The sequence below is a fragment of the Brevundimonas sp. TWP2-3-4b1 genome, assembly GCF_049897665.1.
Lineage (GTDB): Bacteria > Pseudomonadota > Alphaproteobacteria > Caulobacterales > Caulobacteraceae > Brevundimonas > Brevundimonas subvibrioides_B.
This window is the reverse complement of sequence record NZ_JAFCWQ010000010.1, coordinates 34,790-58,295: the sequence shown is the minus strand read 5'-3', so window position 1 is coordinate 58,295 and position 23,506 is coordinate 34,790. Positions and strand designations below refer to the sequence as shown.

The following is a 23,506-nucleotide window of genomic DNA, read 5'->3' as shown; positions in this document are numbered from 1 at the left end:
TCCGACAACGCCAGACTGCTGAAAGTCCCGTCGCACCCGCGCCGGGGCTTCGTTTCTTCTGGAGGTCTGTCCGTGTCCGGTCATTTGATGGGTGTCTACAATCGCGCGCCGCTGGAAGTGGATCGCGGGCGAGGCGCGCGCCTGTGGGACACGGACGGGACCGAGTATCTGGACTGCGTTCAGGGCATCTCGACCAACGGCCTGGGTCACGCCCACCCCGTGCTGGTCGAGGCCGTGAAGGCCCAGGCCGAGAAGCTCTGGCACGTCTCCAACATCTTCAAGATCCCGGGTCAGGAAGAACTGGCCGACGCCCTGACTGAGGCCAGTTTTGCGGACGTGGTCTTCTTCACCAATTCCGGCACCGAAGCGGTCGAGTGCGCTCTCAAGACGGCGCGCAAATACCACGCCGCCAATGGCCAGCCCGAGCGGATCGATATCTACGGCTTCGACGGGGCCTTCCACGGCCGGACCTACGGGGCCATCAATGCTGCAGCCAATCCCAGCTACACCGAGGGCTTCGGGCCCAAGATGCAGGGCTTCCACCAGCTGAAGTGGGGCGATCACGATGCGCTGAAGGCCGCGATCGCTGAACCCAACACCGCCGCCATCATCGTCGAGCCGGTGCAGGGCGAGGGCGGCTGTCGCGCCATGCCCGACGTCTGCCTGCGCGGTCTGCGTGAGCTGTGCGACGAGCATGGCGTCCTGATCATCTTCGACGAGGTCCAGTGCGGCATGGGCCGTTCCGGCAAGCTGTGGGCCCACGAATGGGCCGGCATGGCCCCGGACATCATGGCCGTGGCCAAGGCCCTGGGCGGCGGCTTCCCCATCGGGGCCTGCCTGGCGACGACCGAGGCGGCCAAGGGCATGACGGTGGGAGCCCACGGCTCGACCTTCGGCGGCAACCCCCTGGCCATGGCGGTCGGTCTGGCGGCCTTCAACGCCATCAACTCCGACGAGATCCTGGGCAACGTCAACGAGATCGCCGGCTATCTGAAGCAGCAGCTGCACGGGCTGAAGGAACGCTTCCCCGACGTGATTGAGGACGTGCGCGGCAAGGGGTTGCTGATCGGGCTCAAGTTGATCCCTAACAATCGCGAGTTCATGGGCTGGGCGCGCGACGAGCAGCATCTGCTGATCGCCGGCGGCGGCGACAACTGCGTGCGCATGCTGCCGCCCCTGAACCTGACGCTGGACGAGGCGCGCGACGCCGTCGAACGGCTGGAGCGCACCTGCGAAGGCGCGCGGGCCAAGATCAAGGCGGCGGCCTGACCTCACTCCGATCATCCCCGCGAAGGCGGGGACCCAGACCTTTGGGCGATCGGACTTTCACATCGGGCGTGAGCGTCATCCCAGACGCCGTGCCTCACAAAAGGACTGGGTCCCCGCCTTCGCGGGGATGCACGGGGTTTTAGAGATGGTCAGACATTTCCTCGACATCCACCGGCTGGAAGCGCCCGAGCTGCGCGCCATCCTCGACGACGCCCATGCCCGCAAGGCGGCCCGCAAGGGCAGGCCCCAGGGCTGGGTCGATGCCGATGCCCCGGCGAAGGATCGCGTGCTGGCGATGATCTTCGAGAAGAACTCGACCCGCACCCGCTTCAGTTTCGACGCCGCCATCCGCCAATTGGGCGGAGACTCCATCATCGCCAATGCCGGCGATATGCAGCTGGGGCGCGGGGAGCCGGTCGAAGACACCGCGCGGGTCCTGTCGCGCATGGTCGATGCTGTGATGATCCGCGCCAACAGCCACGAGGACGTCGAGCGCTTCGCCCGGGTCGCCACCGTGCCCGTAGTCAACGGCCTGACCGACCGCTCGCACCCGTGCCAGATTCTGGCCGACATCATGACCATCGAGGAGCAGCGCGGTCCGATCGAGGGCAAGAGGCTGGCCTGGATCGGCGACGGCAACAACGTCTGCCACAGCTTCATGCATGCGGCGCCCAAGCTGGGCTTCCACCTGAACGTGGCCTGCCCGGCCGAATATCACCCCGACCTGCACGATCTGGCCAAGGGCGGGAACGCCGTCAGCCTGACCTCGGATCCGCGCGATGCGGTCAAAGGCGCCGACGTCGTCATTACCGACACCTGGGTGTCGATGGGCGACAGCGACTATGAGGCCCGCCTGCAGGCGTTCGAGAGCTATACGGTCGACGAGGCCCTGATGGATCTGGCCGATCCGGACGCGGTCTTCCTGCACTGCCTGCCCGCGCACCGTGGCGAGGAGGTCACCGACGCAGTGATTGACGGACCGCGCTCCCTGGTCTGGGACGAGGCGGAAAACCGCATCCACGCCCAGAAGGCCGTGCTGGCCTGGTGTTTCGCGAGCTGAGCCGATCGCCGACATGAAAAAGGGCGCCGTCGCGAAACGGCGCCCTGGTCTTTTCGCCGCACGGGCCTACTGCAGGTTCACGTCCGCGACCCCGCCGGCGTCCGGGATGGTCTTGGTGAGGTTGGCCTTGGCGATCTCGAAGGCGAACTTGATCAGCCCGCCCTTCGACACCCAGACCCGGCCGTCGTCGGCGTCGAAACGCAGGATGGTCAGGTGTCGGTCGTCCTTGCCGTCCGGATACCAGGCGGCCAGCACCGGGTTCCAGAAGCGGTCGATGATCTCGCGGTCCTGCCCCTGCACCGACAGTTCGCCATGGATGCAGGCCCAGGTGTTCTGGTCCTTTGAGCCATAGTGGAACATGGCGCTCTGGCCGCCGCCGACGCCGGCGTCCTTCGCCAGATCGGTGTCGTCGCGCGTGAAGAACCAGATCGTGCCGGTCTCGGCCTCGCGGAAGGCGGTCATCGGCTGGGCGTGATAGCCGGGCTGGTCGAGGCCGAGCAGGCCGGTGTTGGAGTCCTTCAGGGACTTCCAGAACTCTTTTTCGGCTTCGGCGGAGGTGAGTGTTTCGGCCATGTCGGGCTCCTGCGGTTTGCGTTCGGCAGGATAACCGCCGGACCGCGCGCCTGTTCCGCCTCATGTCCGGGGCGTGACGCCCATGAGTGTTCCAATGTGGATCATCAGCAGGAAGGCCAGCGCTCCGGCCAGCAGCATGATGAACCGCCAGGGCACCATGCGCGGCTTCAGGAAGTCGCTTGGTCGTGCGCCCCGCCAGCCGGCGAAACCGGCCACGATCAGGGCGCCGGCCAGCAGCGAGAGCGTCAGGGTCATCGACATGGGCGCGATGTGGCGGCAAGTCCCCGGATGCGCAAGCGAACCCTTACCGGGGTCTTAATCTTCACCGCTCGTTAACCACGTCGGCGCGATGAAATGAGTTGCGGCGGAGCCTATCCACAGGTGATTGGCCAACCGTCAAGATGTTGGGGTTAACCACACGTTTACACCCCGGATATGGGCGATTAGCGTGCTGCGTATGGGTCGGGAGCCGAATCAGTGAGCGCAGCCGCTGCGCCTTGGAGCGTAAAGGGGATCGACCCGAAAGCGCGCGAGGTAGCCAAGGATCTGGCGCGCCGTTCGGGCATGACGCTGGGCGAGTGGCTCAACACCATGATCATGGACGATGAGGACGACGGCGTTTCGCCGTTGCCGCGCCGTCCGCACGCCGCCGAGACGTTCGATCGTCGCGGCCGCTCCCGCCGCCTCGACGACGCCTACGAGATGGAAGGTCGCAGTTATGGGCGCGACGACGAGACCCTGCAGCGCGTCGCCGCCTCGGTCGACGCCATCGCCGCCCGTCTGGAAGCCGCCGAGCGTCGCTCCACCATCGCCATCCAGGGTGTGGACCAGGCCGTATCCGGTCTCGTGCGTCGCATGGAGGCGCAGGACCAGCAGGCGGGCCAGTACGGCCGCCGCATCGACGATATTTCCGACGAACTGAAAGAGGGCCACAAGCGCCTTCGCCGGTTCGAACAGGACGTCGGCCCCCAGACCGTCGAGACCATCGCCAAGGTCGAACAGGCCATCGGCGGCCTCGCGGGTCGTCTGTATGACATCGAGGAGCGTCAGCGCTCGGGCCTGAACGAGGTGCGTCAGCGTCTCGACGGTGTCGAGAAGGCTGATGTCCGGGGCAAGACCGACACGGCCGTCGCCGCCCTGACCAGCCGTCTCTACGATCTTGAAGAGCGCAACCGCGCCCACGGCCAGACCCTGCTTCAACGCCTGGAGGCCGTCGAGAAGGTGGCCGGTCCGGGCGCCGGTTCGGATATGCTGGCGCGCGTCGGCCAGCGACTGGATGCCGCACAGGGCCAGACGACCGAGGCCCTGCGCAATCTCGAGCGCTCCTTCGCCGGCCTCGACCAGCGGCTGCGCGCCGCCGAGACCCGCGTCGAGCCCGAAGGCGTCCGCGAGGCCGCCCGGTTCGAGAAACTGGCCGAGACGCTCTCCCGCCAGGTCGACGCCAACCGCACCGAGATGATGCGCCGGCTGGAGACCGCCGAGAGCGAGGGCCGCATGGCCCGCATCGAGGCGACCATCGTCTCGCTCGGCGAACAGGCGCGTTCGGCCGAGCAGCGTTCCGCCCAGGGCATCGACGCCATGGGCCGCGAGGTCCTGCGCATCGCCCAGAACCTGGACACCCGCGTCGACCGCATCGAGACCGTCGGCGACGCGCGTCTGGAGAAGTTCGAGACGGAGCTGAACAAGCGGGTCTCCGACAAGATTGAGCGGGACATGGGCCGCTACGGTCAGGCGATCGAGCATCGCCTGAACCGCGCCGACGACCAGCACGCTATCGCCCTGGAAAAGCTGGGCGTCGAGATCACCCGCATCTCCGACCGCCTCGCCGACCGTATCGCCCAGTCGGAACGCAAGTCCGCCCAGGCGCTGGAAGACATCGGCCGTCGCATGGGCGAGGGCGCCGAACGCATCGAGCAGCGCTATGACCGCGCTTCCGGTGAACTTGCCGAGCGCATGCGCCTGTCCGAAGAACGCACGGCGAAGCTGCTGGCAGAGGCGCGCGAAACCCTGGACCAGCGTCTGGCCGAAACCGCCGCGCCGATGCCTGCGCCGGTGTTTGACCCGACCCCGCAGCCCCTGCCCCCCGCCGCCGAGTTCGCCCAGCCCGACTGGCGCTCCGCCGCCTTCCCGGCGGAGGACTTCGCCTCGGCTGATGACGGCTGGTCGATTGATTCCCTCTCCGCCGATATCGAAGCCTTCCCTGAGGCCCCCTCCGAGACCGCGCTTGCGCCCGAACCTGTTGCCGCCGCTCTGGGGGCCGAAGACAGCTTTGACGCCCTGCCGCGACGCTTCGAGCCGGTCCCGTCCGAACCGACCCCGTTCGGTTCGGCGGTCCAGCCCTTCGGCGGTTTCGGCGGCGCCGACGTCAGCGATGCACTGGACGCCATCGCAGAGGTCACGCCCCGGTCTGCGGATCAGGCCGGGCCGGAGGCCGCCTTCGCCGGCGTGGTCGCCGAGGCCTTCCCGTCGGCCCGCACCATCGATGGCGGCGATGACGACTTCGCGGCCGAGACCGAGTTCGTTGATGCCCGTCGCCTGCGCGCGGGTCTGGGCGGCGCCGCGGCCGGCCGCGCCGCTTCGACCCGCGACACCATCTCGGCCGCCCGCGCCGCCATGAACACGCCGGTCGCCGCCGAACCCGCCCCCCGGGCCAGCTTTGGACTGGGCGGCCTGAAGAAGGGCGGGAAGTCTCGTCTGCAGGAGCGGCTGGACAAGCAGGCCTCGCGCGACGGCACGGTCAAGAAGGCCTTCCTGGCCTCGGTCACTGGCGTGGCCGTCGTCTGCGGCCTCTACGCCACCGGTCGCCTGACCGGCTATGAGATCATGGATGTCGGCCAACTGCTGGGTCAGTCGAGCGGCGAGGCCGAGGCGACCCCGATCGCAGCCCTTGCGCTCAGTCCGGCCGATGCGCCCCTGGACGCCGCGCCCGCCGATGCGACCGAGGCCCAGAACCTGTTCGCCCAGGCGACGGAACAGCTGGACCGCAATGATCCGGCCGGGGTGGAGACCCTGACCCGCGCCGCCAACCTGGGCGAACCCCAGGCCCAGCTGAAGCTGGCCGGTCTGTATCAATCCGGCGAGAACGGCGTCGCCGCCGACCTCGAGGAAAGCCGCCGGTGGGCCCGACGCGCGGCCGAGGGTGGCGACGCACGCGGCATGCACGCGTTCGGCATGTATCTGTTCGACGGCGTCGGCGGCGCCCGCAACCGGGCCGAGGCGCTGGACTGGCTCAGGAAGGCCGCGGACCAGGGTCTGGTCGACAGCCAGTACAATGTCGCCCGCATTTATGAGAACGGCGACGAGGGTATCGCCCCCAATCCGACCCAGGCCTATCGCTGGTACCTGATCGCGGCCCGCGCTGGCGATCCCCAGGCCCAGGCCGCTGTCGATCGGCTGGCCCCGACCATTCCGGCGGCGGCGCGACAGACGGCCCGCGCCCAGGCCGAGGCCTTCGCCCTGGAACCGCTCGCCTAGATCCTGTCTTGATTTCCGCTCATCCCCGCGAAAGCGGGGACCCAGTTCTTTCGTTCCCACGGTGCGTCGGATTGACCTTCCGTTCAAACCCCGCTCATTGAACGCCCACAGCACTGGGTCCCCGCTTTCGCGAGGATGAGCGGTTAAGAAGGGGAAGGCCCGCCCTTTGGAGATCTATCTGCCGATCGCCGAGGTTTCGGTGAACTGGCCGCTCCTGGTTCTGCTGGGCGCGCTGGTCGGGTTCGTGTCCGGCCTGTTCGGCATCGGCGGCGGTTTCCTGATGGCGCCGGTGCTGGTCTTCCTCGGCATCCCCCCGACCGTGGCCGTCGCCAGCCAGGCCAGCCACGTCGTGGCCTCCTCAACCTCCGGCGTGATCCGTTACACTGGGCAGGGCGCGGTCGATTTTCGCATGGGCGGCATTATGGCCGCGGGCGGCGCCGTCGGAGCCATCGGCGGGGTCGAACTGTTCCGTTACCTGCGCCTGCTGGGCCAGGCGGATCTGGTCGTGGCGCTGTCCTACCTCATTTTCCTCGGCGCCATCGGCCTGCTGATGCTGCAGGAAAGCCTGACTGAAATTCTCCGCCGTCACCGCGGCGAGATCGCCCCGCACAAGGAACGCCGTCGTCCGTTGTGGCTCTATGGCCTGCCGTGGAAGGTGCGCTTCCCCAAGTCGGGCCTCTATATCAGCGCCATCCCGCCGTTCGGCCTCGGCGTCTTCGCCGGCGTGCTGTCGGCGATCATGGGGGTCGGCGGCGGCTTCATCCTGGTCCCCGCCATGCTCTATGCGCTGCGCATGCGGGCCGGCGTGGTCGTCGGAACCAGCCTGTTCCAGATCATCATCACGACCGCCATCACCACCATCCTTCAGGCCGGCCGCAACCAGACGGTCGACATCGTCCTGTCCAGCCTCCTGCTCGTCGGCGGCGTGGTCGGCGCCCAGCTGGGCGCGCGTTATGCGGGCCGGTTCCGGGCCGATGTGCTGCGCGCGGCGCTGGGCCTGCTGATCCTGTTCGTCGGCATCCAGATGGGGCTGGACCTGTTCGTCCGGCCATCCGACATCTTCCTTCTGGCGCCCGGGGTGTCGGACGGATGATCCAGACGCCACCCCCGCCGCCGCCCGCGATCGAGGCGCCCCTTCTTGCGGAGTCGGGCCCGGAGATGTCCGTCGGGACGCAGGGAGAACTGCGCGTCGCCGCCGCCCTGACCGATGCGCGGGTTCAGGTCGATTCCAGCTTCCAGGGGGCGAGCATCGTCCTCTACGGCGCGGTGTTCAATCCGACCGACGACCCGACCGACGTGGTCGTCGTGGTGCGCGGGCCCGACGCCCCGATCCGTCTGGTCAAGAAGACCCGCAACCTCGGCGTCTGGCTGAACAGTCGTCCCGTCCTGTTCGAGGGTGCGCCCGGCTTCTACATGACCGCCTCGACCCGGCCGCTGCCGGACATCGCCGGCTTCGGGCAGTTGAGGCGTCTGGGCGTCGGGGTCGATCACCTGCGTATCGACGCGCCGGAGGAGAGCCGCACAGTCACCCGCTACGGCGTGCGTGACGTGGTGATCTCGCGGCTTGGCGAGGACTATCTCGACTGGCGCCGCGCCGTGATCCGGCTGAAGGAGGCGGCGGCGCTGTATGACACGGATCCCGACGGGGTCCGCTTCGTTGATCGCGGCCTGTTCCGCGCCCAGGTCGAGCTGCCGGCGACCGCGCCGACGGGCGAATACCATGCCGAGGTCTGGCTGTTCCGCGACGGCGAACCTGCGGGCGTCTCCAACCTGACCCTGACGGTCGAGAAGGTCGGCTTCGAACGCGACATCTACGAACTCGCCCACCGACGACCGTGGAGCTATGGCGTGCTGTGCGTCCTGCTGGCCGCCGGCATGGGGTATCTGGCGAGCAGGGTGTTCCGGAGAAGCTGATGGATCGGGCTCGATTGACGGCGTGGACGCTGACGCTCGCGGGACTGATCCCCTTCGTCGGATGCGCCGCCTTGGTGCTTCTGACGCCGGACGGCGCGCGGGTCTGGATCGAGCCGCTAACGGTCTATGGCGCGATCATCCTGTCCTTCCTGGGCGGGGCTCGATGGGGGCGGACGATGGCGGGTCCGGAGCCGGACTGGCTTCAACTGGTGCTCAGCAATCTGCCGGCGGTCGCGGCCTGGTTGACCTTCCTTCCGACCGTGCCGGATGAGTTTCAGCTGCTGGTCATGATCTTCGGCCTGATCGCCATGCTGTACTGGGACCTAAGGACCGCGCCGGTCTGGTACCGTAACCTGCGGCTGACGGCGACCGGTGGCGCGGCGCTCAGCCTGCTCGTCGTAATGCAGTCCTTCTAAACCAGCCCGTTCCACGCCAGTGCGTGGACCCGGTCCTTGCCCAGCGCCGCCGCCATCGGCGGCTCTGTGAACAGCCCGGCGATGGCCGCGTCCCGCACGTTCAGCCCTCCGGTGAAGGCCCCGAAGGCCGGCAGGAGCAGCCTGCGCCCATCGGTCACGAAGCATGGCCGGCGCACCATCCGCGCATGGGCCACGATCCGCGCACACGGATGCAGATGCCCCGCCACCTCGCCGTCCTCGGCCTCCGGCATCGGCTCATGGGTGAGGAACAGGGCGCCGAGCCGCAGGTCGCCGACGACGCGGCCGGGCAGGCCCGAGACCGCATCCCCATCCGCCGCCGTCAACGCTTCGCGATCATGGTTGCCCTCCAGCCAGACCCAGTCGCGCCCGAAGGCCAGCCGGTCCAGCCGTGTCCGGTCGTCCGTCGCCATCCGCTCAATGGACCGGCTGTCGTGGAAACTGTCGCCGAGCAGGACGACACGCTCGGGCTTCAGTTCGGCGATCTCCGCTTCCAGCCGATCCAGCGTCGCGCGGCTGTCGTAGGGCGGCAGCAACTGGCCTCGTGCGGCGTAGGCGGATCCCTTCTCGAGGTGCAGGTCCCCCGCGACCAGGGCCCCGTGCGCCGGCAGCCACAGCGCGCCCGAACAGCGCAGCACGCAGAGCTCGCCCATGACCCGCACCGACAGCGATCCGCACGGCCGTCGCGCCGGGGTCAGCACCTCTCGCAGGGCCGCGTTCATGCGGCGCCCACAAGTTGGGCCTCGCCTTGCTTCGGAGGGGCGCCTTCCATGACCTCGTCGATCAGGTCCTGGGCCGAGGCCTCCAGAATCATGTCGGCCGCGTCGCCGCCGACCCGCTCGCGGCCGATCATCACCAGTACCGGCACGCAGAACGGCGAGGCCCGCTCCAGCGGCGCGTGGCGGATATGCCCCGCGATCCGGCTCAGCAGCTGGCCCAGACGCGCGACGTCCAGCAGGCCGGACGCGGCGTCGGACCGGGCGGTTCTCAGCAACAGGTGATCGGGCTGGTGGCGGCGGAGCACGTCGTAGATCAGGTCCGTGGAGAAGGTCACCTGGCGCCCCGTCTTCTCGGCGCCCGGCTGTCGTCGCTCGATCAAGCCGGAAACGAGGGCGCAATTGCGGAAGGTGCGCTTCATCATGAAGCTCTCCTCCAGCCAGGCCTCCAGGTCGTCGCCCAGCATGTCGGGCTGGAACAGGGCGTCCCAGTCCAGCCTGTCCATCGGCTTGATCGACCAGATGGCGAAGGCATAGTCGGTGACGACGAAGCCCAGCGGCCCGACGCCCAGCCGGTCCAGCCGCCGCGTCAGCAGCATGCACAGGGTCGAATGCGCCAGCCGCCCCTCGAACGGATAGGCCACCATGAAATGGCGGCTGCCGCGCGGGAAGGTCTCGACCAGCAGGCTGTCGGCATCGGGGATCATCGACCGTGCGGCCTGCAGCTCCAGCCATTCCTGCACATCGACCGGCAGGATGCGCCAGTGGTCGCGGTCCTGAATCATGGCCCGGACGCGGGCGGCCAGCGAGGTGCCGAGCGGGAACTGCGACCCGCCCCAGGACGGGATCTTGGGGTCCTTGTCGGTCGCGTGCGTGACCAGGGCGTCCATGCCGTTGATGCCCTGGAAGGCCCAGACCTGGCCGGCGAAGACGAAGGTGTCGCCGGGCGTCAGTTGTTCGAAATACCACTCCTCGGCCTCGCCGACCTTGCGCCCGCCGATCAGCTGTTTCGACGCCCCGCCGCGACGTGACGCGACCTTCACGTTCAGCGTCCCTGCCGCCACGATGGCCCCGACATTCATCCGGTGGCGCTGGGCGATCATGGCGTTGCGCACGGTCCAGCGCCCCTCGGGCGTCCGCACGATCCGCGCGAACCGGTCATAGGTGCGCAGCGCATATCCCCCGGTGGCGACGAGATCGACCACCTCCTCGAACGCCTCATAGCTCAGGCCGAGATAGGGCGCGCACGACGTCACCTCGGCGTGTAGGGCCTCCAGGTCGAACGGTTCCGAACAGGCCACGCCCATGACGTGCTGGGCGAGGGTGTCGAGCGTGCCGATGTGGTGGGGCTCCCAGTCGAAGGCGTTCTCGGCCACGGCCTCCTTGGCCGCCTGACACTCCAGCAGTTCGAACCGGCTGGCCGGGACCATCAGGGCGCGCGACGGTTCGTCCAGCCGGTGGTTGGCCCGGCCGATCCGCTGCACCAATCGGCTCGAGCCCTTGGGCGCCGCCATCTGGATGACCAGGTCGACGTCCCCCCAGTCGATGCCGAGGTCCAGCGTCGAGGTGCAGACCACGGCCCGCAGCTCGCCCCGCGCCATCGCCGCCTCGACCTTGCGCCTCTGCTCCGCCGCCAGCGATCCGTGGTGCAGGCCGATCGGAAGGTTGTCGTCGTTGATGGCCCACAGCTGCTGGAACACAAATTCGCACTGCCAGCGGGTGTTGACGAAGACCAGCGTCAGGCCCGAGCGCTGGATCGCCTCATAGACCTCGGGGATCGCATGCTGGCCGGTGTGCCCGGCCCAGGGCACGCGTCCCTCGGACACCAGCACGTCGATGATGGGAACGGCGCCGGGATCTCCTTTGACAATCACGATCCCTTCTCCCCTTGCGGGAGAAGGTGGCTCGCGCAGCGAGACGGATGAGGGGTCACGCTGACCTTCGGAATTCTGCGCTGGCTCACCTGACTCCACAGGCCCCTGCGACCCCTCATCCGTCAGCCTTCGGCTGCCACCTTCTCCCACAAGGAGAGAAGGGCTCCCCGGCGCCAGCCACTCCGCGATCAGTTTCGGATCGTCGATCGTCGCCGACAGGGCCACCCGTCTCAACCCCGGCGAAAAGCTCTGCAGCCGCGCGAGGCCGAGGTTCAGCAGGTCGCCCCGCTTGCCCGACCAGATGGCGTGGACCTCGTCCAGCACGATGCATTTCAGATCGGCGAAATAGGCCCGCGCTCCGCCCCAGGCGCAGAACAGAGCCAGTTGTTCGGGCGTGGTCAGCAGGATGTCGGGCGGGTTGTCGCGCTGGCGCTGTTTCTTGGACTGTTTGGTGTCGCCGGTGCGGCTCTCGACATGGATGTTCAGCCCGATCTCGCGGATCGGCGTCATCAGGTTGCGCTCGACGTCGGTGGTCAGCGCCTTCAGCGGCGAGACATAGATCGTATGGATGCCGCTGCCCGGCCCATGCGGCGGCCTCGGCCCGCGTTCGGCCAGGTCGATCAGGCTGGGCAGGAACCCCGCCAGCGTCTTGCCGCCCCCGGTCGGAGCGACCAGCAGGGCGTGCGACCCGGCCTCAGCCGCCGCGATCATCTCCAGCTGGTGCCTGCGGGGGCTCCAGCCGCGAGACATGAACCAGTCGGCGAACAGAGGCGGCAGGCTGGCGGCGGGTGGCGTCACGAGGGGGATATAGCATGTTCCCGTTCCGTTTCATGCCGTTCGTCGCTATCTCTCTGACGTGTCCGACGAATCCGTCCTCTCCCACCTCAGCCTGACCGGCGCCGAGCCGTGGCTCGTCCTGCCGCCCGCGCTGGCCGTGCCGCCGGGCGCGGGGGCGATCTGTGACGACGAGGGCGCGCGTAAGATCGGGCGGGGGGCGGCAGAGGGGGTGTTCCTCGGCGGGCCGGTGCTGGTCGCCCACGCCAGTCTGACCGCGCGACGGCTGGGCCTGTCCGCCCCGCCCCGGTCCGCCGACCTTCTGGACGTGCTGGAGCTGTGGGCCTTCGTGCGGCCGGCGACCTTCTGCGCCCCGTCGCCGTCAGGGCTGGCCCTGGCGCTGGGCATGGCCGAACCCAAGGGCGCTGAGGCCCAGGCCGCTGCGCTCAGAGACGCCGCCGCCGTTCTGCTGAAGGAGCTGGCCAACCCCGCCTATCCGCATCGCGAGGACGCCTTCACCCTGGCCCAGACGCTGGGGCGCGCCGGCTGGTCCTGGGCATGGCGGGTGTCGGGCGCCTTGCAGGCTGGACCGCTCCGGGCGCGCCAGCATCGGGGCTCGGGGCTCGACGCCTGGTCGCGCCTGCCGGAGTGGGAGGACGAGGCGCCGCGTGGGGAGGCAGGGTCCGCTCCGGTCGATTCCGAATCCGCCCGGATCCGGCTCGAGAAACTGCTGCAGGCCTCGGGCCTCGACGAAACCCGCCCGACCCAGTCCGACTACGCCGCCGAGGCCGCCTATGCCTTCTCGCCCCGTAACGAGGAGGGCCGGCCCCGCATGCTGCTGGCCGAAGCCGGCACCGGCACGGGCAAGACGCTCGGCTATCTGGCCGCCGCCTCCCTGTGGGCCGAACGGAACCAGGGGGCGGCCTGGGTCTCGACCTATACCCGCGCCCTGCAACGCCAGATCGACCGCGAGAGCGCCGCCCTCTGGCCCGACCCGGTCGAGCGCAAGAAGAAGACCGTCGTCCGCAAGGGCCGGGAGAACTACCTCTGCCTGCTGAACCTTCAGGACATGGTCCAGGCGGCCCAGTTGGGGAACGGCGACCTGATCGGCCTGGCCCTGACCAGCCGCTGGGCGATGCATACGCGCGACGGCGACATGACCGGCGGCGACTTCCCCGGCTGGCTGCCCGGCCTGTTCGCGACCCCTGCCAGCAATCAGGCCTCGGCGGGAAACCTCGTCGACCGACGCGGCGAATGCGTCCACGCGGCCTGCCCCCACTACCGCACCTGTTTCGTCGAAAAGACCATCCGCGCCAGCCGCCGCGCCGATCTGGTCGTCGCCAACCACGCCCTGGTCATGACCCAGGCCGCTTTCGACGGGGCCCGCTCGGCGCGCGGCCTGAAACAGGACGGGGAAACCGCCGCCCTCAAGCGGATCGTCTTCGACGAGGGCCACCACCTGTTCGACGCGGCCGACAGCGCCTTTTCCGCCTGCCTGTCCGGCCAGGAGGCGGCCGAGCTTCGTCGCTGGATCCGGGGGCCGGAGGGACGCGGCCGTCGCGGGCGCGGCCTGGAACAGCGGCTGGGCGATCTGTGCGCCGACAATGAGGCCGCGCAGAAGGCCCTGTCCGACGCGATCCGCGCCGCTGCAGCCCTGCCGGGCGAGGGCATCTCCGGCCGCATCGCCCCGCCATCGGGCGAGGTCAATCCGGTTGGGCCGATCGAACAGTTCCTGATGGCCGCGCTGGAACAGATCCGCGCGCGAACCTCGGAAGCGGCGTCCTCCGCGTCGTCCGAGTTCGGCACCGAATGCGCCGTCCGCCCCGCGACCGAACCCCTGCTGGAGACGGCCCGCGGCGCGGCCCAGGCCCTCGCCGCGGTCGAGGCCCCGCTGCTGGCCCTGGCCCGGCATCTGGAGGACATCCTCGACGACGAGGCGGCCGAACTGGACGGCGCCTCGCGCGCCCGGATCGAAGGGGCCCTTCGCGGCCTCGACCGTCGCGCCCGCATGACCCTGCCGGGATGGCGGTCGATGCTGGCGGCGCTGGAGGACGGCGGCGACGCGCCCGACCCGGATTTCGTCGACTGGCTGTCGGTCGAGACGGCGTTCGGCCGCATCCACGACGTGGCCCTGCGCCGTCACTGGATCGACCCGACCGTGCCGCTGGAGGCGGCCGTCATCCTGCCGGCCCATGGCGTGCTGGTGACCTCTGCGACCCTGTCCGACCCGATCGCCGAAGCCTCGGGCGGCGACCTGTTCGGCATGGCCCGGATGCGCACGGGGGCCGCGCGGCTGATCGAACCGGCGCGGACCCTGAAGGTCGAGAGCCCCTTCGACTATGCGTCGAACAGTCGGGTGATCGTCGTCAACGACGTGGGCAAGGACGACCCGCGCCAGACGGCGGCCGCGATGCGCGAACTGTTCCTGGCGGCCGGGGGCGGCGGCCTGGGCCTGTTCACAGCCATCCGCCGGTTGAAGGCCGTCTATGAACGCCTCGGCCCCGATCTGGCCAAGGCCCAGATCCCCCTCTACGCCCAGCACGTCGATCCACTGGAAGTGGGGGCCCTGGTCGACATCTTCCGCGCCGAACAGGACTCCTGCCTGCTCGGCACCGACGCCGTTCGAGACGGCGTCGATGTGCCCGGCCGGTCGCTGCGGCTGCTGGCCTTCGACCGGGTGCCCTGGCCGCGCCCCGACCTGTTGCACAAGGCCCGGCGCGAGAAGTTCGGCCCCAAGGGCTATGACGACGCCCTGGCCCGCGCCCGCATCGCCCAGGCCTTCGGGCGGCTGATCCGGCGGGCGGACGACAAGGGGGTGTTCGTCATGCTGGACGCGGCCACGCCGACGCGATTGTTCGCCGCCCTCCCGCCGGGGACCGAGGTGCAGCGGATGAGCCTGGTCGAGGCGATCGATCTGACGAAGAGCTTCTTGTCCTGATCCTTCATCCCTTGCGGGAGAAAGGGGCCCGTCAGCGCCTCACATCGAAGGCCAGCAGCAGGGTCTTCTGGACGAAGTTGTCATTATCGTCGCTGAGCAGATAGAGACGCGTCCCCGTCGCGGTCGGGACCGCGGCGATCCCTTCAAAATTGTCGGTCGAGGCCGGGGGGCGCAGGTGGATCAGGGGGTCCGACAGGGTCCCGTCCGGGGCCATTCGGCGGACGCGGGCCTGCATGTTGAGCGGGGGCGTGAACAGACGCTGAACGATGAACCAGCCGCCCGCCGGGTCGACATCGGCGCCGGTGGTCAGGAAGCCGTCCGTGGATGCGGTCGGGGCGTTGGGCAGGGGCTCGCAGGCGTCAGCGTCGCAGAGCCAGGCGCCGCCGGCCTCGCCGAGCGCGAGCCAGCGGCCGTCGGGGGCGGGGGCCAGGCCCTCGATTCCCTGATTGTCCTCGAACGGGTGACGGGGCGTGGAGACCAGGCCCGGCCGGTCGTTCGCCCCGACGCCGTAGGACCAGATGCGGTGATCGCGCTCGAAACTGATCAGGACCCGGCCGTCGGGGAGCAGGGCCAACCCTTCCGCATCCGCATTGGCCTTGGGCGTCAGGACGGCCCCGTCCGGGTCGGTCAAGGGGCGGCTGACGGCGCGGTCTGCGGAGGTCAGGCGGCCGCTGCGGTCGAGCCGGAGGGTGAAGCGGACGAGGTCGCCGAAGTCGCTGACGACCCAGGCGCGGTCGCCCTGCATCTTCAGGTCGGACAGGCCGTGCAGGCCAGGCCCGCGAAGGATCAGGCCGCCCCCATAGGTGACGCCGTGCGCCAGGGTCGCGCCGCCGATGCCCAGGGGCACATGGCGGGCTTCCATGCGGAGGGCATGGTCGGGACCGGTGACCAGGCCGGGCATCGAGGTCGCGATCGCCGCGCAGGCCGCCATGCCCATGAGGGCCAACGACGCCGAAGTGCGGAAAAGCAGCCGCATCACGCCGCGCGCTTGAGGCGACGGCCGCCCTTTTTCGTCGCCTGTCTGGGCGCCGCGTCAAACAGTTCGGCCAGCTTCTCGATCATGACGCCGCCCAGCTGTTCGACGTCGACGATGGTGACGGCGCGGCGATACCAGCGGGTCACGTCGTGGCCGATGCCGATGGCGATCAGTTCGACCGGGGACCGGGTCTCGATGTCCTCGATCACCTTGCGCAGGTGTTTGTCGAGATAGAGGGCGGCGTTGGCGGACTGGGTGGAATCGTCGACCGGCGAACCGTCGGAGATGACCATCAGGATCTGGCGCGACTCGGGCCGGGCCTTCAGCCGGTCATGGGCCCAGGTCAGGGCCTCGCCGTCGATGTTCTCCTTCAGCAGGCCCTCGCGCATCATCAGGCCGAGGTTCTTCCTCGCCCGTCGCCAGGGGGAATCGGCGGCCTTGTAGATGATGTGGCGCAGGTCGTTCAGGCGACCGGGCATCGACGGCTTGCCGGCCGTGATCCAGGCCTCGCGCGCCTGTCCGCCCTTCCACGCGCGGGTGGTGAAGCCGAGGATCTCGACCTTGACGCCGCAGCGTTCCAGCGTCCGCGCCAGGATGTCGGCGCAGACCGCCGCGACCATGATCGGCCGCCCGCGCATGGAACCGGAGTTGTCGAGCAACAGGGTCACGACCGTGTCCCGGAAAGGACTTTCACTCTCCATCTTGAACGACAGCGGGCTGGTCGGGTCGGTGATGACGCGGGTCAGGCGGGCGGTGTCGAGGACCCCTTCCTCGAGGTCGAAAGACCATGAGCGGTTCTGCTGCGCCATCAGCCGGCGCTGCAGCTTGTTGGCGAGGCGAGCGACGACGGACGACAGGATGGTCAGTTGCTGGTCGAGCAGACTGCGCAGCCGGTCCAGCTCCATCGGGTCGCACAGTTCGGCGGCGTCGACCACCTCGTCATAGGCGGTGGTGAAGACCTTGTAGAAGTCGATCGCGCGGCCGTCGTCGGCGTTCTCCTGACGGTTCGGAAGCGCGCCCTCGGCGACGTCCGGGCCGTCGTCGGCGGCGTCGCCGTCGCGCTCGGCGGGAGAGCCGTCGGGGCGGGCGTCGCGGTCCTGTTCAGAGGTCGGGTCGTCGGAGGCGCCGTCCATCGACTGGCCGCCCTCGCCGCCGCTCTCGTCCTCCTCGTCGTCCTGGTCCTGGCTGGCCTCGGGTTCCTGGGGGTCGGGCTCTTCGTCGCCCTGGTCCTCGGAGGCGTCGTCGCCGCGGCCGTCGCCGGGGTCGAGGTCGAGGGCACGCAGCACGTCCTTCAGCGCCTTGCCGAAGGCGGCCTGGTCGCCGGCGGTCTCGGCCAGTTTGTCGAGCTGGACGTGGGCCCTGGCCTCGATGTCGGTGCGGACGAGATCGAGCATGGCCCCGGCGCCGTCGGGACTGCGCTGGCCGGTGACGCGTTCGCGCAGCAGCAGGGCGACGGCCTCGGCGACGGGGACGCGGTCGGCCTCGGTGATCCGCAGGGCGCCCATCTTCTCCAGACGGGTCAGGAGCGCGGCGTTCATATTGTTGCGGACGCCGGCCAGGGCGGTGGACCCATGGGCCTCAACGCGGGCCTGTTCCACGGCCTCGAACACCTCGGCGGCGCGGTTGTCGGCGGGGCGCAAGGTCGAGTGGATCGCCGGGTCGTGGTTGGCGAGACGCAGGGCCAGCCGGTCGGCCTGCCCCCGGATGGTGGCGCTGTCGCCCTCGCTGGGCGTGCGGGGGGGATGCGGCAGGGTCAGGATGCCGCCGGTCAGTTTGGGGCCGTCGGAGCCGAACACGACCTCGAGCCCGGACTGTTCCGCGAGGGCGCGGGCCGCATGGGCGAGCGCGCGCTTGAAAACCTCGGCAGGGGTGTCGGCGGGGGGCATGGGGGCTAGTTAGGCGGTCAGGGCTGGAGAGGCCAGAGCAGACGGGCTCCCTCTCCCGTTGGGAGAGGGATTGAGCGCCGGAGAGCGTAGCGAACCGCCTTGCGCGAAAGGGTGAGGGTCATGCGTCACCGGTGAGGCCGAGCCCTCTTCCGTCTCGCCTCGCGAGCCACCTTCTCCCACCGGGAGAAGGAAGGGAATCAGAGTTCCGCGCCCGTCGTGCGCATGATCTCCGCCCTTAGCTCCGGCAACCCTGCGCCCTTTTCGGCCGAGGTCACGATCACCGCCGGGAAGGCGGCGGGGCGTTTGGAGATGGCTTTGAGCGTCGCCGCTTGAACCGTGTTACGCTCGTGCGCCTTGATCTTGTCGGCCTTGGTGAGGACGATCTGATAGCTGACGGCGGCGAGGTCCAGCGCATCGAGTGCCTCGGTATCCACCGACTTCAGGCCATGGCGGGCGTCGATCAGCAGATAGACCCGCTTCAGCGTGACCCGGCCGCGCAGATAGTCGCGGCCCAGGTTCTGAAACTGACGCACGGTGGTCTTGGACGCCTTGGCCCAGCCGTAGCCGGGCAGGTCGACCAGCCGCAGCTTGCCGTCGAGGTCGAAGAAGTTGACCTCCCGCGTCCGGCCCGGCTCGTTGGAGGCCCGGGCCAGCTTGTGCATGCCGACCAGGCCATTGATCAGGCTGGACTTGCCGACGTTCGACCTTCCGGCGAAGGCGATCTCGGGCAGGTTGGGTTCTGGAAGTTGCTCGATCTTGGCGGCGCCCATGACGAAGGTCGCCGGGCGCGCGAACAGAACGCGTGCGGCCTCGACCTCTTCGTCGGAATACTCGGTCAAGCGGGCTTCTTCGTGAGTTTGGCGATCAGGTCGTCGATCGGGTTCTCGGCCCCGAAGCGATGCATGATGAAATACTGCTGGGCGATCGAGAGCACATTGTTCCACGCCCAGTAGACCAGCAGGCCCGCCGGGAAGCCCGCCATGATGAAGGTGAAGACGATCGGCATGAAGGCGAAGATCTGGCGCTGGACCGGATCAGGCGCGGGCGGGTTCATCGCCTGCTGCAGCCACATGGTGAAGCCGTAGATGATCGCGAGGACGCTGAGCGCCAGGGTGAAGCCGCCGGCGTGCGAGCCAATCAGGCCGCCGATCAGCGGCACCGCGGACGGATCCCAGGGGATCAGGCCGAACAGGTTCCAGATGTTGGTCGGATCCGGCGCCGACAGGTCGCGGATCCAGCCGAAGAAGGGCGCATGCCGCATCTCGATGGTGACGAACAACACCTTGTAGAGGGCGTAGAAGACCGGGATCTGGACCAGAATAGGAAGACAGCCCGCCAGCGGATTGATCTTCTCCTTCTGGTAGAGCTCCATCGTGGCCTTCTGCTGGGCCTGCGGATCGTCCTTGTTCTGCTCCTTGATCTTCTCCATCAGCGGCTGGAGTTTCCGCATCTTGGACAGGCTCTCGTAGCTCTTGTTGGCCAGCGGGAACATGATCAGCTTGATGGTCAGGGTCAGCAGCAGGATGGCCACGCCGAAGTTGCCGACCAGGCCGTAGAAGAACTCGACCAGCAGGAAGATCGGGCGCGTCAGGAAGAACAGGAAGCCCCAGTCGATCGCGTAGATGAAGCGCGGCAGGTCGTACTGTTTCTCGTAGGCCGAGAGGATCTCGTTGCGCTTGGCGCCGGCGAACAGGTGCTGGACCTCGGTGATCTGGCGACCCGGATTGATCGTCCGCGCCTCGCCAAGAATGCGGGCCTCGTGGATGTTGTAGGTCGAGGCGTCCGTGACGCGGAACTCGGCCTGGATCGTTTCGGTCTGGGGCGGGATCAGGGCCGCCATCCAGTATTTGTCGGTGATGCCCAGCCAGCCGCCGACGGACTCGAACTCCTCGCGCGGCTTCTTGGCCCAGTCGCCGTACTTCAGCTGGGTGGTGGCGTAGCCGTCGCCCTTGGAGAAGGTGCCGATGGCGCCCTCGTGCAGGATCTGGGTCTTGCCCAGGACCGGCGGCACGCCCTGGCGCTCGATGCGGCCATAGGGGGCGATCACGATCGGGGCGGTCCCAAGGTTGGCGACCGTGTCGGTGACGGTGAACATATACTGCGCATCGAGTGCGATGACGCGGGTGAAGCGCAGGCCTTGTCCATTGTCCCAGGTCAGGGTGACCGGTGTGGTCTCGGTCAGGGTCGAGCCGCCGGTCAGGCGCCAGACAGTGTTCGGGCCGGGAACGCCGCCCGCGACATTGGGGCCGGTCCAGCCGAACTGGGCGAAATAGGCGTGCTCCATGCCCTGCGGGCGGAACAGCTCTTCATAGGGCGAAGAAGGATCGACAGTCTGGCGATAGTTCTTGAGGAACAGGTCGTCGATGCGACCGCCCTGGAGCGACAGGGAGCCCTGCAGCGTCGGCGTGGAGACCGGGATGCGCGGGACCGTGCCGAGCGCCTCGGTGCGATCCGTAACGAAAGTCAGCGAGCCCGTGGCGGCGGTAGAGCCGGGAACGGCGTCCGCTGTCGATCCGGCCGGCGTGGCGATCTGTTCAGCGGCAGCGGCTTCCTGGGCAGCCTTCCGGCGCTCCATCTGCGGGCCCATGACGAAGACCTGGTACAGGAGCAGGATCGCCGCCGTGCACACGGCGAAAATCACCATGTTGCGCGTGTTCTCGTTCTTCATTCGGATCAGCGGTCCAGGTCGTCGGAAAGGGGAACGGGCGTGTCGGGAGAAGGTGGGACCGGGCGGGCCGGTCTGGGGCCGTCGGCGGGGCTCGCGAGCCTTGTAAGCGCCGATTTCACATCGTCAAGCAAACGCTCCCAGGGCCGGTCCGGAGTGCCTTGTCGCGCGATGAAGACATAGTCGCTTCCAGGCACGCCGTGCTGCCCGACCAGGGCGCGGGCGGCCTCGCGCAGCCGGCGTTTGCAGCGGTTGCGCACCACGGCCCCGCCGACCTTGCGCGTGGCGGTGAAGCCGACGCCTATGATCGCATCCCCGTCGGCGCGGTCCAGCCGCTGCACGACCACGGCGCCGCGGGCTTGAGACACGCCTTTCGCGGCCGCCAGAAACTGGGGCCGCGAGGTCAGGCGATGGATTGTAATGGCAATCGTCATCGATCCCCTCTGATCGAGGGGAAGGCCGCTTAAGCCGTCAGCTTCTTGCGGCCCTTGGCGCGACGCCGCGCAACGATTTTCTGTCCGTTCTTGGTGGCCATCCGCGAACGGAAGCCGTGACGGCGCTTGCGCACGAGTCGCGACGGCTGATAGGTCCGCTTCACGGTCGGCTCCAGGGGTTATGAGTGGCGCGGGGGACGAACGTGTCCTCTGCGGGAAGGGCGGGCGTATAAGCGGAGGGGCTGCGGCTGTCAACGCCGCCGACGACGTCCTATAGCCTGAAAACGCCCAGACCCGTTGAGAATGCTGCCGTTGGAAACGCCATGGATCGCCTGAAACGGTTTCTTCCCCTCATTCTTCTGGCCTGCGTCATCGCCGTGATCTTCGGCATGGGCTGGAACCGCTATCTGTCGCTCGACACCCTGCGCGACCACGGCGACGAGCTGCGCGCCTTCACGGCCCAGAACTATCTGCTGGCCCTGCTGGTGTTGATGGCGGTGTTCGCCACGGCGACCGCCAGCGTGGTGCCCGGCGTCTTCTTTGTGACCATTACGGCCGGCTATCTGTTCGGCCCCTGGGTCGGCGGGGTCTCGACCTCGATCGCCGCCACCGTCGGCGCCCTGATCGTCTATGCGGTCGCCCGCTCGGCCCTTGGCCAGGACCTGCGTCGCAAGGCCGAACGCGACAAGGGGATGCTGAAGACGGTCTGCACCGCCATCGACAAGGACACCTTCTGGTTTGTCCTGGCCTCGCGTCTGGCCGTCGTCGTGCCCTTCCACATGATCAATATCGCCGCCGGGATCATGTCGGTCCGGCTGGTCCCCTATACCGTCGCCACGGTCATCGGCCTGCTGCCGGCTCACATCATCTACTGCTGGATCGGGGCGCGGCTGAACCAGCTGCTGGCCGAGAACCCCAACCCTGACATTCAGGCCCTGTTCGGCCAGTTCTGGGCCCCGATGGCAGGCGTCTTCGTGCTGGCCGTGGTCCTGCCTCTGATCCTGAAGACGATCCAGGCGCGCCTGCCCGGAGCCGCGACGCCGTGAGGCCGCCCCGGGTCATTCCGCGCGACCTGTTTGACCGGCTGCGGCCGCCCGCAGACTGGCGCGAGCGGCTGAAGCCCCAGGCGCCCGACGGCCTGTCGTCGCGGCTGCTGCTGCTGACCGTGCTGTTCACCGTGGCGGTGCAGGCTTTGATCCTGGGTCCCAATGCGGCGACGTTCCACGAACGCTGGCTGATGGACCGGCTCCAGGCGGCCGAACTCGCCTCCGTGGGCGTCGAGGCCCTGCCTTACAGCGCCGTGGACGATCAGACGGCGGAACAGTTGCTGCGTATCGGCGGGGTGTCGGCGGTGGCGATCAGCGACCAGGGCGTCATGCGCCAGCTGTTGCAGGCCCCGAACCTGGCCCGCGCGCCCGATTTCATCGACTTGAGAGGGCGCAGCACCGGGGCGAAGCTGCTGGATCCGGTCCGAACCCTGTTCGGCCATCCCGACCGGTCGATCCGGGCGCGGGCAGCCCCCCGTTATCGCTCCGGCGACTTCATCGACGTGGTCGCGCCGGCCGAGCCTTTGAAGATCGAACTGCGCGCCTTCCTGCTCAACAGCCTCCTGGTGTCCATCATCATCTCGGTCGTCGCGGGCGGGCTGCTCTACGCCGGTCTCGCCTTCCTGGTGCTGCAGCCCCTGCGGCGGGTGACCCGGTCCATCGAAGGCTTCGCCGCCGATCCCCAGACCGTCGCCCCGACCCCCTCCGATCGCCATGACGAGATCGGCCGGGTCGAACGCGAACTGGCCGTCATGCAGGAGGAGGTGCGTCAGGCCTTGCGCTCCCGCTCGCGTCTCGTGGCGCTGGGCGAGGCGGTGGCCAAGATCAACCACGACCTGCGCAACATGCTGACCTCGGCCCAGATCGCCTCGGAGCGTCTGGCCGATTCCGCCGACCCCCAGGTGGCCAAGGCCCTGCCGCGTCTGGAGCGGGCCCTGGGTCGGGCCGCCGCCCTGACCCGCAATGTGCTGGACTACGGCAAGTCCGAGGAGCCGGCTGCGGTCAAGGATCGGGTGGCTCTGGCCCGGGCCGTGACCTCCGCGGCGGAGGATGCGGGACTGGAGGCCCACGGCGTGCGGCTGGTGAAAGCCCTTCCGGGACGCTTCGCCGTCCAGGCCGACGCAGACCAACTGCACCGCATCCTCGTCAATCTGATGCGCAACGCCCGTCAGGCCATCGAGCGCGACGCCGCGCGCGCGCCTCGCAGGAAGGGCGGCCCGCTTGGCTCGGTCATGGTCGAAGCCTCGAGAGAGGACGGCTGGTGCGTCATCCGCATCGTCGATGACGGCCCGGGCATTCCGCCGCGCCTGTCCGAGCGCCTGTTCGAACCCTTCGTCTCGGGCGGCTCGGCGGACGGCACCGGTCTGGGCCTGACGATCTCGCGCGAACTGGCGACCAACCACGAGGGCGAGCTGCGCCTCGTCGAGACCGGCCCGACCGGCACGACCTTCGAGCTGCGCCTGCCGGGCTGAG

19 protein-coding genes are annotated in these 23,506 nt (G+C 68.7%); 9 read left to right on the top strand and 10 right to left on the bottom strand.

The annotated features are described in order from the left end of the window. Nucleotides 1-87 precede the first annotated feature (87 nt). Together ACP7A5_RS09630 and argF are read left to right on the top strand one after the other, a co-directional pair. Nucleotides 88-1,269 (top strand): aspartate aminotransferase family protein, encoded by a 1,182-nt coding sequence (locus ACP7A5_RS09630; protein WP_426041775.1) that lies wholly within the window; start codon nucleotides 88-90, stop codon nucleotides 1,267-1,269. A gap of 145 nt (nucleotides 1,270-1,414) precedes the next feature. Further along, complete coding sequence (argF, locus tag ACP7A5_RS09625) at nucleotides 1,415-2,329, top strand: ornithine carbamoyltransferase (RefSeq protein WP_426041715.1); 915 nt, start codon at nucleotides 1,415-1,417, stop codon at nucleotides 2,327-2,329. 66 nt (nucleotides 2,330-2,395) lie between these two features. Here argF and ACP7A5_RS09620 read toward each other — a convergent pair whose 3' ends face one another. Further along, complete coding sequence (locus ACP7A5_RS09620; protein ID WP_426041714.1) at nucleotides 2,396-2,902, bottom strand: pyridoxamine 5'-phosphate oxidase family protein; 507 nt, start codon at nucleotides 2,900-2,902, stop codon at nucleotides 2,396-2,398. 60 nt (nucleotides 2,903-2,962) lie between these two features. Next, entirely contained in the window at nucleotides 2,963-3,163 is a 201-nt protein-coding gene (locus tag ACP7A5_RS09615; protein ID WP_426041713.1) for a hypothetical protein, read from the bottom strand. A 216-nt stretch (nucleotides 3,164-3,379) separates the two neighbouring features. Between ACP7A5_RS09615 and ACP7A5_RS09610 the strand changes: the two genes are divergently transcribed. The 4 genes from ACP7A5_RS09610 to ACP7A5_RS09595 all read left to right on the top strand — a co-directional run bounded on the left by ACP7A5_RS09610 (nucleotide 3,380) and on the right by ACP7A5_RS09595 (nucleotide 8,706). After that, nucleotides 3,380-6,376 carry an SEL1-like repeat protein gene (locus ACP7A5_RS09610; protein WP_426041712.1) on the top strand — a complete coding sequence of 999 codons (2,997 nt, stop codon included), beginning with the start codon at nucleotides 3,380-3,382 and terminating at the stop codon, nucleotides 6,374-6,376. A gap of 166 nt (nucleotides 6,377-6,542) precedes the next feature. After that, nucleotides 6,543-7,469 (top strand): sulfite exporter TauE/SafE family protein, encoded by a 927-nt coding sequence (locus tag ACP7A5_RS09605; RefSeq protein WP_426041711.1) that lies wholly within the window; start codon nucleotides 6,543-6,545, stop codon nucleotides 7,467-7,469. Beyond that, nucleotides 7,466-8,290: a TIGR02186 family protein gene (locus ACP7A5_RS09600; RefSeq protein ID WP_426041710.1), complete on the top strand. Its 825-nt coding sequence runs from the start codon at nucleotides 7,466-7,468 to the stop codon at nucleotides 8,288-8,290. Before ACP7A5_RS09605 ends, ACP7A5_RS09600 begins: the two co-directional genes overlap by 4 nt. Next, a complete protein-coding gene (locus ACP7A5_RS09595) occupies nucleotides 8,290-8,706 on the top strand; it encodes a DUF3429 domain-containing protein (protein ID WP_426041709.1) in 417 nt (138 codons plus the stop codon). The genes ACP7A5_RS09600 and ACP7A5_RS09595 overlap by 1 nt, the downstream gene beginning before the upstream one ends. Here the strand turns inward: ACP7A5_RS09595 and pdeM are convergent. Next, nucleotides 8,703-9,446: a ligase-associated DNA damage response endonuclease PdeM gene (gene pdeM / locus ACP7A5_RS09590; RefSeq protein ID WP_426041708.1), complete on the bottom strand. Its 744-nt coding sequence runs from the start codon at nucleotides 9,444-9,446 to the stop codon at nucleotides 8,703-8,705. The two genes, ACP7A5_RS09595 and pdeM, sit on opposite strands and share 4 nt — an antisense overlap. Next, nucleotides 9,443-12,064 carry a ligase-associated DNA damage response DEXH box helicase gene (locus tag ACP7A5_RS09585; RefSeq protein WP_426041774.1) on the bottom strand — a complete coding sequence of 874 codons (2,622 nt, stop codon included), beginning with the start codon at nucleotides 12,062-12,064 and terminating at the stop codon, nucleotides 9,443-9,445. The genes pdeM and ACP7A5_RS09585 overlap by 4 nt, the downstream gene beginning before the upstream one ends. Before the next feature lie 106 nt (nucleotides 12,065-12,170). Here ACP7A5_RS09585 and ACP7A5_RS09580 point away from each other — a divergent pair, with 106 nt between their 5' ends. Continuing rightward, nucleotides 12,171-15,026: an ATP-dependent DNA helicase gene (locus ACP7A5_RS09580; RefSeq protein ID WP_426041707.1), complete on the top strand. Its 2,856-nt coding sequence runs from the start codon at nucleotides 12,171-12,173 to the stop codon at nucleotides 15,024-15,026. 31 nt (nucleotides 15,027-15,057) lie between these two features. On the opposite strand, the gene ACP7A5_RS09575 is transcribed toward ACP7A5_RS09580, so the two are convergent. The 6 genes from ACP7A5_RS09575 to rpmH form a co-directional block, all read right to left on the bottom strand. After that, nucleotides 15,058-16,002 carry an esterase-like activity of phytase family protein gene (locus ACP7A5_RS09575; RefSeq protein WP_426041773.1) on the bottom strand — a complete coding sequence of 315 codons (945 nt, stop codon included), beginning with the start codon at nucleotides 16,000-16,002 and terminating at the stop codon, nucleotides 15,058-15,060. Beyond that, nucleotides 16,002-17,888 carry a cobaltochelatase subunit CobT gene (gene cobT, locus ACP7A5_RS09570; protein WP_426041706.1) on the bottom strand — a complete coding sequence of 629 codons (1,887 nt, stop codon included), beginning with the start codon at nucleotides 17,886-17,888 and terminating at the stop codon, nucleotides 16,002-16,004. Before cobT ends, ACP7A5_RS09575 begins: the two co-directional genes overlap by 1 nt. Nucleotides 17,889-18,085: 197 nt before the next feature. Continuing rightward, the gene (gene yihA / locus ACP7A5_RS09565) at nucleotides 18,086-18,727 is read right to left on the bottom strand and encodes a ribosome biogenesis GTP-binding protein YihA/YsxC (RefSeq protein WP_426041705.1); all 642 of its coding nucleotides are present in this window, start codon (nucleotides 18,725-18,727) and stop codon (nucleotides 18,086-18,088) included. Continuing rightward, nucleotides 18,724-20,556 carry a membrane protein insertase YidC gene (gene yidC, locus ACP7A5_RS09560; RefSeq protein WP_426041704.1) on the bottom strand — a complete coding sequence of 611 codons (1,833 nt, stop codon included), beginning with the start codon at nucleotides 20,554-20,556 and terminating at the stop codon, nucleotides 18,724-18,726. Before yidC ends, yihA begins: the two co-directional genes overlap by 4 nt. A 5-nt stretch (nucleotides 20,557-20,561) precedes the next feature. Then, nucleotides 20,562-20,987, bottom strand: coding sequence for a ribonuclease P protein component (gene rnpA / locus ACP7A5_RS09555; RefSeq protein ID WP_426041703.1), 426 nt, complete (start codon nucleotides 20,985-20,987; stop codon nucleotides 20,562-20,564). A gap of 29 nt (nucleotides 20,988-21,016) precedes the next feature. After that, complete coding sequence (gene rpmH / locus ACP7A5_RS09550; protein WP_013268133.1) at nucleotides 21,017-21,151, bottom strand: 50S ribosomal protein L34; 135 nt, start codon at nucleotides 21,149-21,151, stop codon at nucleotides 21,017-21,019. A gap of 159 nt (nucleotides 21,152-21,310) precedes the next feature. On the opposite strand from rpmH, the gene ACP7A5_RS09545 reads away from it, so the two are divergent. Together ACP7A5_RS09545 and ACP7A5_RS09540 are read left to right on the top strand one after the other, a co-directional pair. After that, nucleotides 21,311-22,033 carry a TVP38/TMEM64 family protein gene (locus ACP7A5_RS09545; protein WP_426041702.1) on the top strand — a complete coding sequence of 241 codons (723 nt, stop codon included), beginning with the start codon at nucleotides 21,311-21,313 and terminating at the stop codon, nucleotides 22,031-22,033. Continuing rightward, entirely contained in the window at nucleotides 22,030-23,505 is a 1,476-nt protein-coding gene (locus ACP7A5_RS09540; RefSeq protein ID WP_426041701.1) for a sensor histidine kinase, read from the top strand. Before ACP7A5_RS09545 ends, ACP7A5_RS09540 begins: the two co-directional genes overlap by 4 nt. Nucleotide 23,506: the final 1 nt, after the last annotated feature.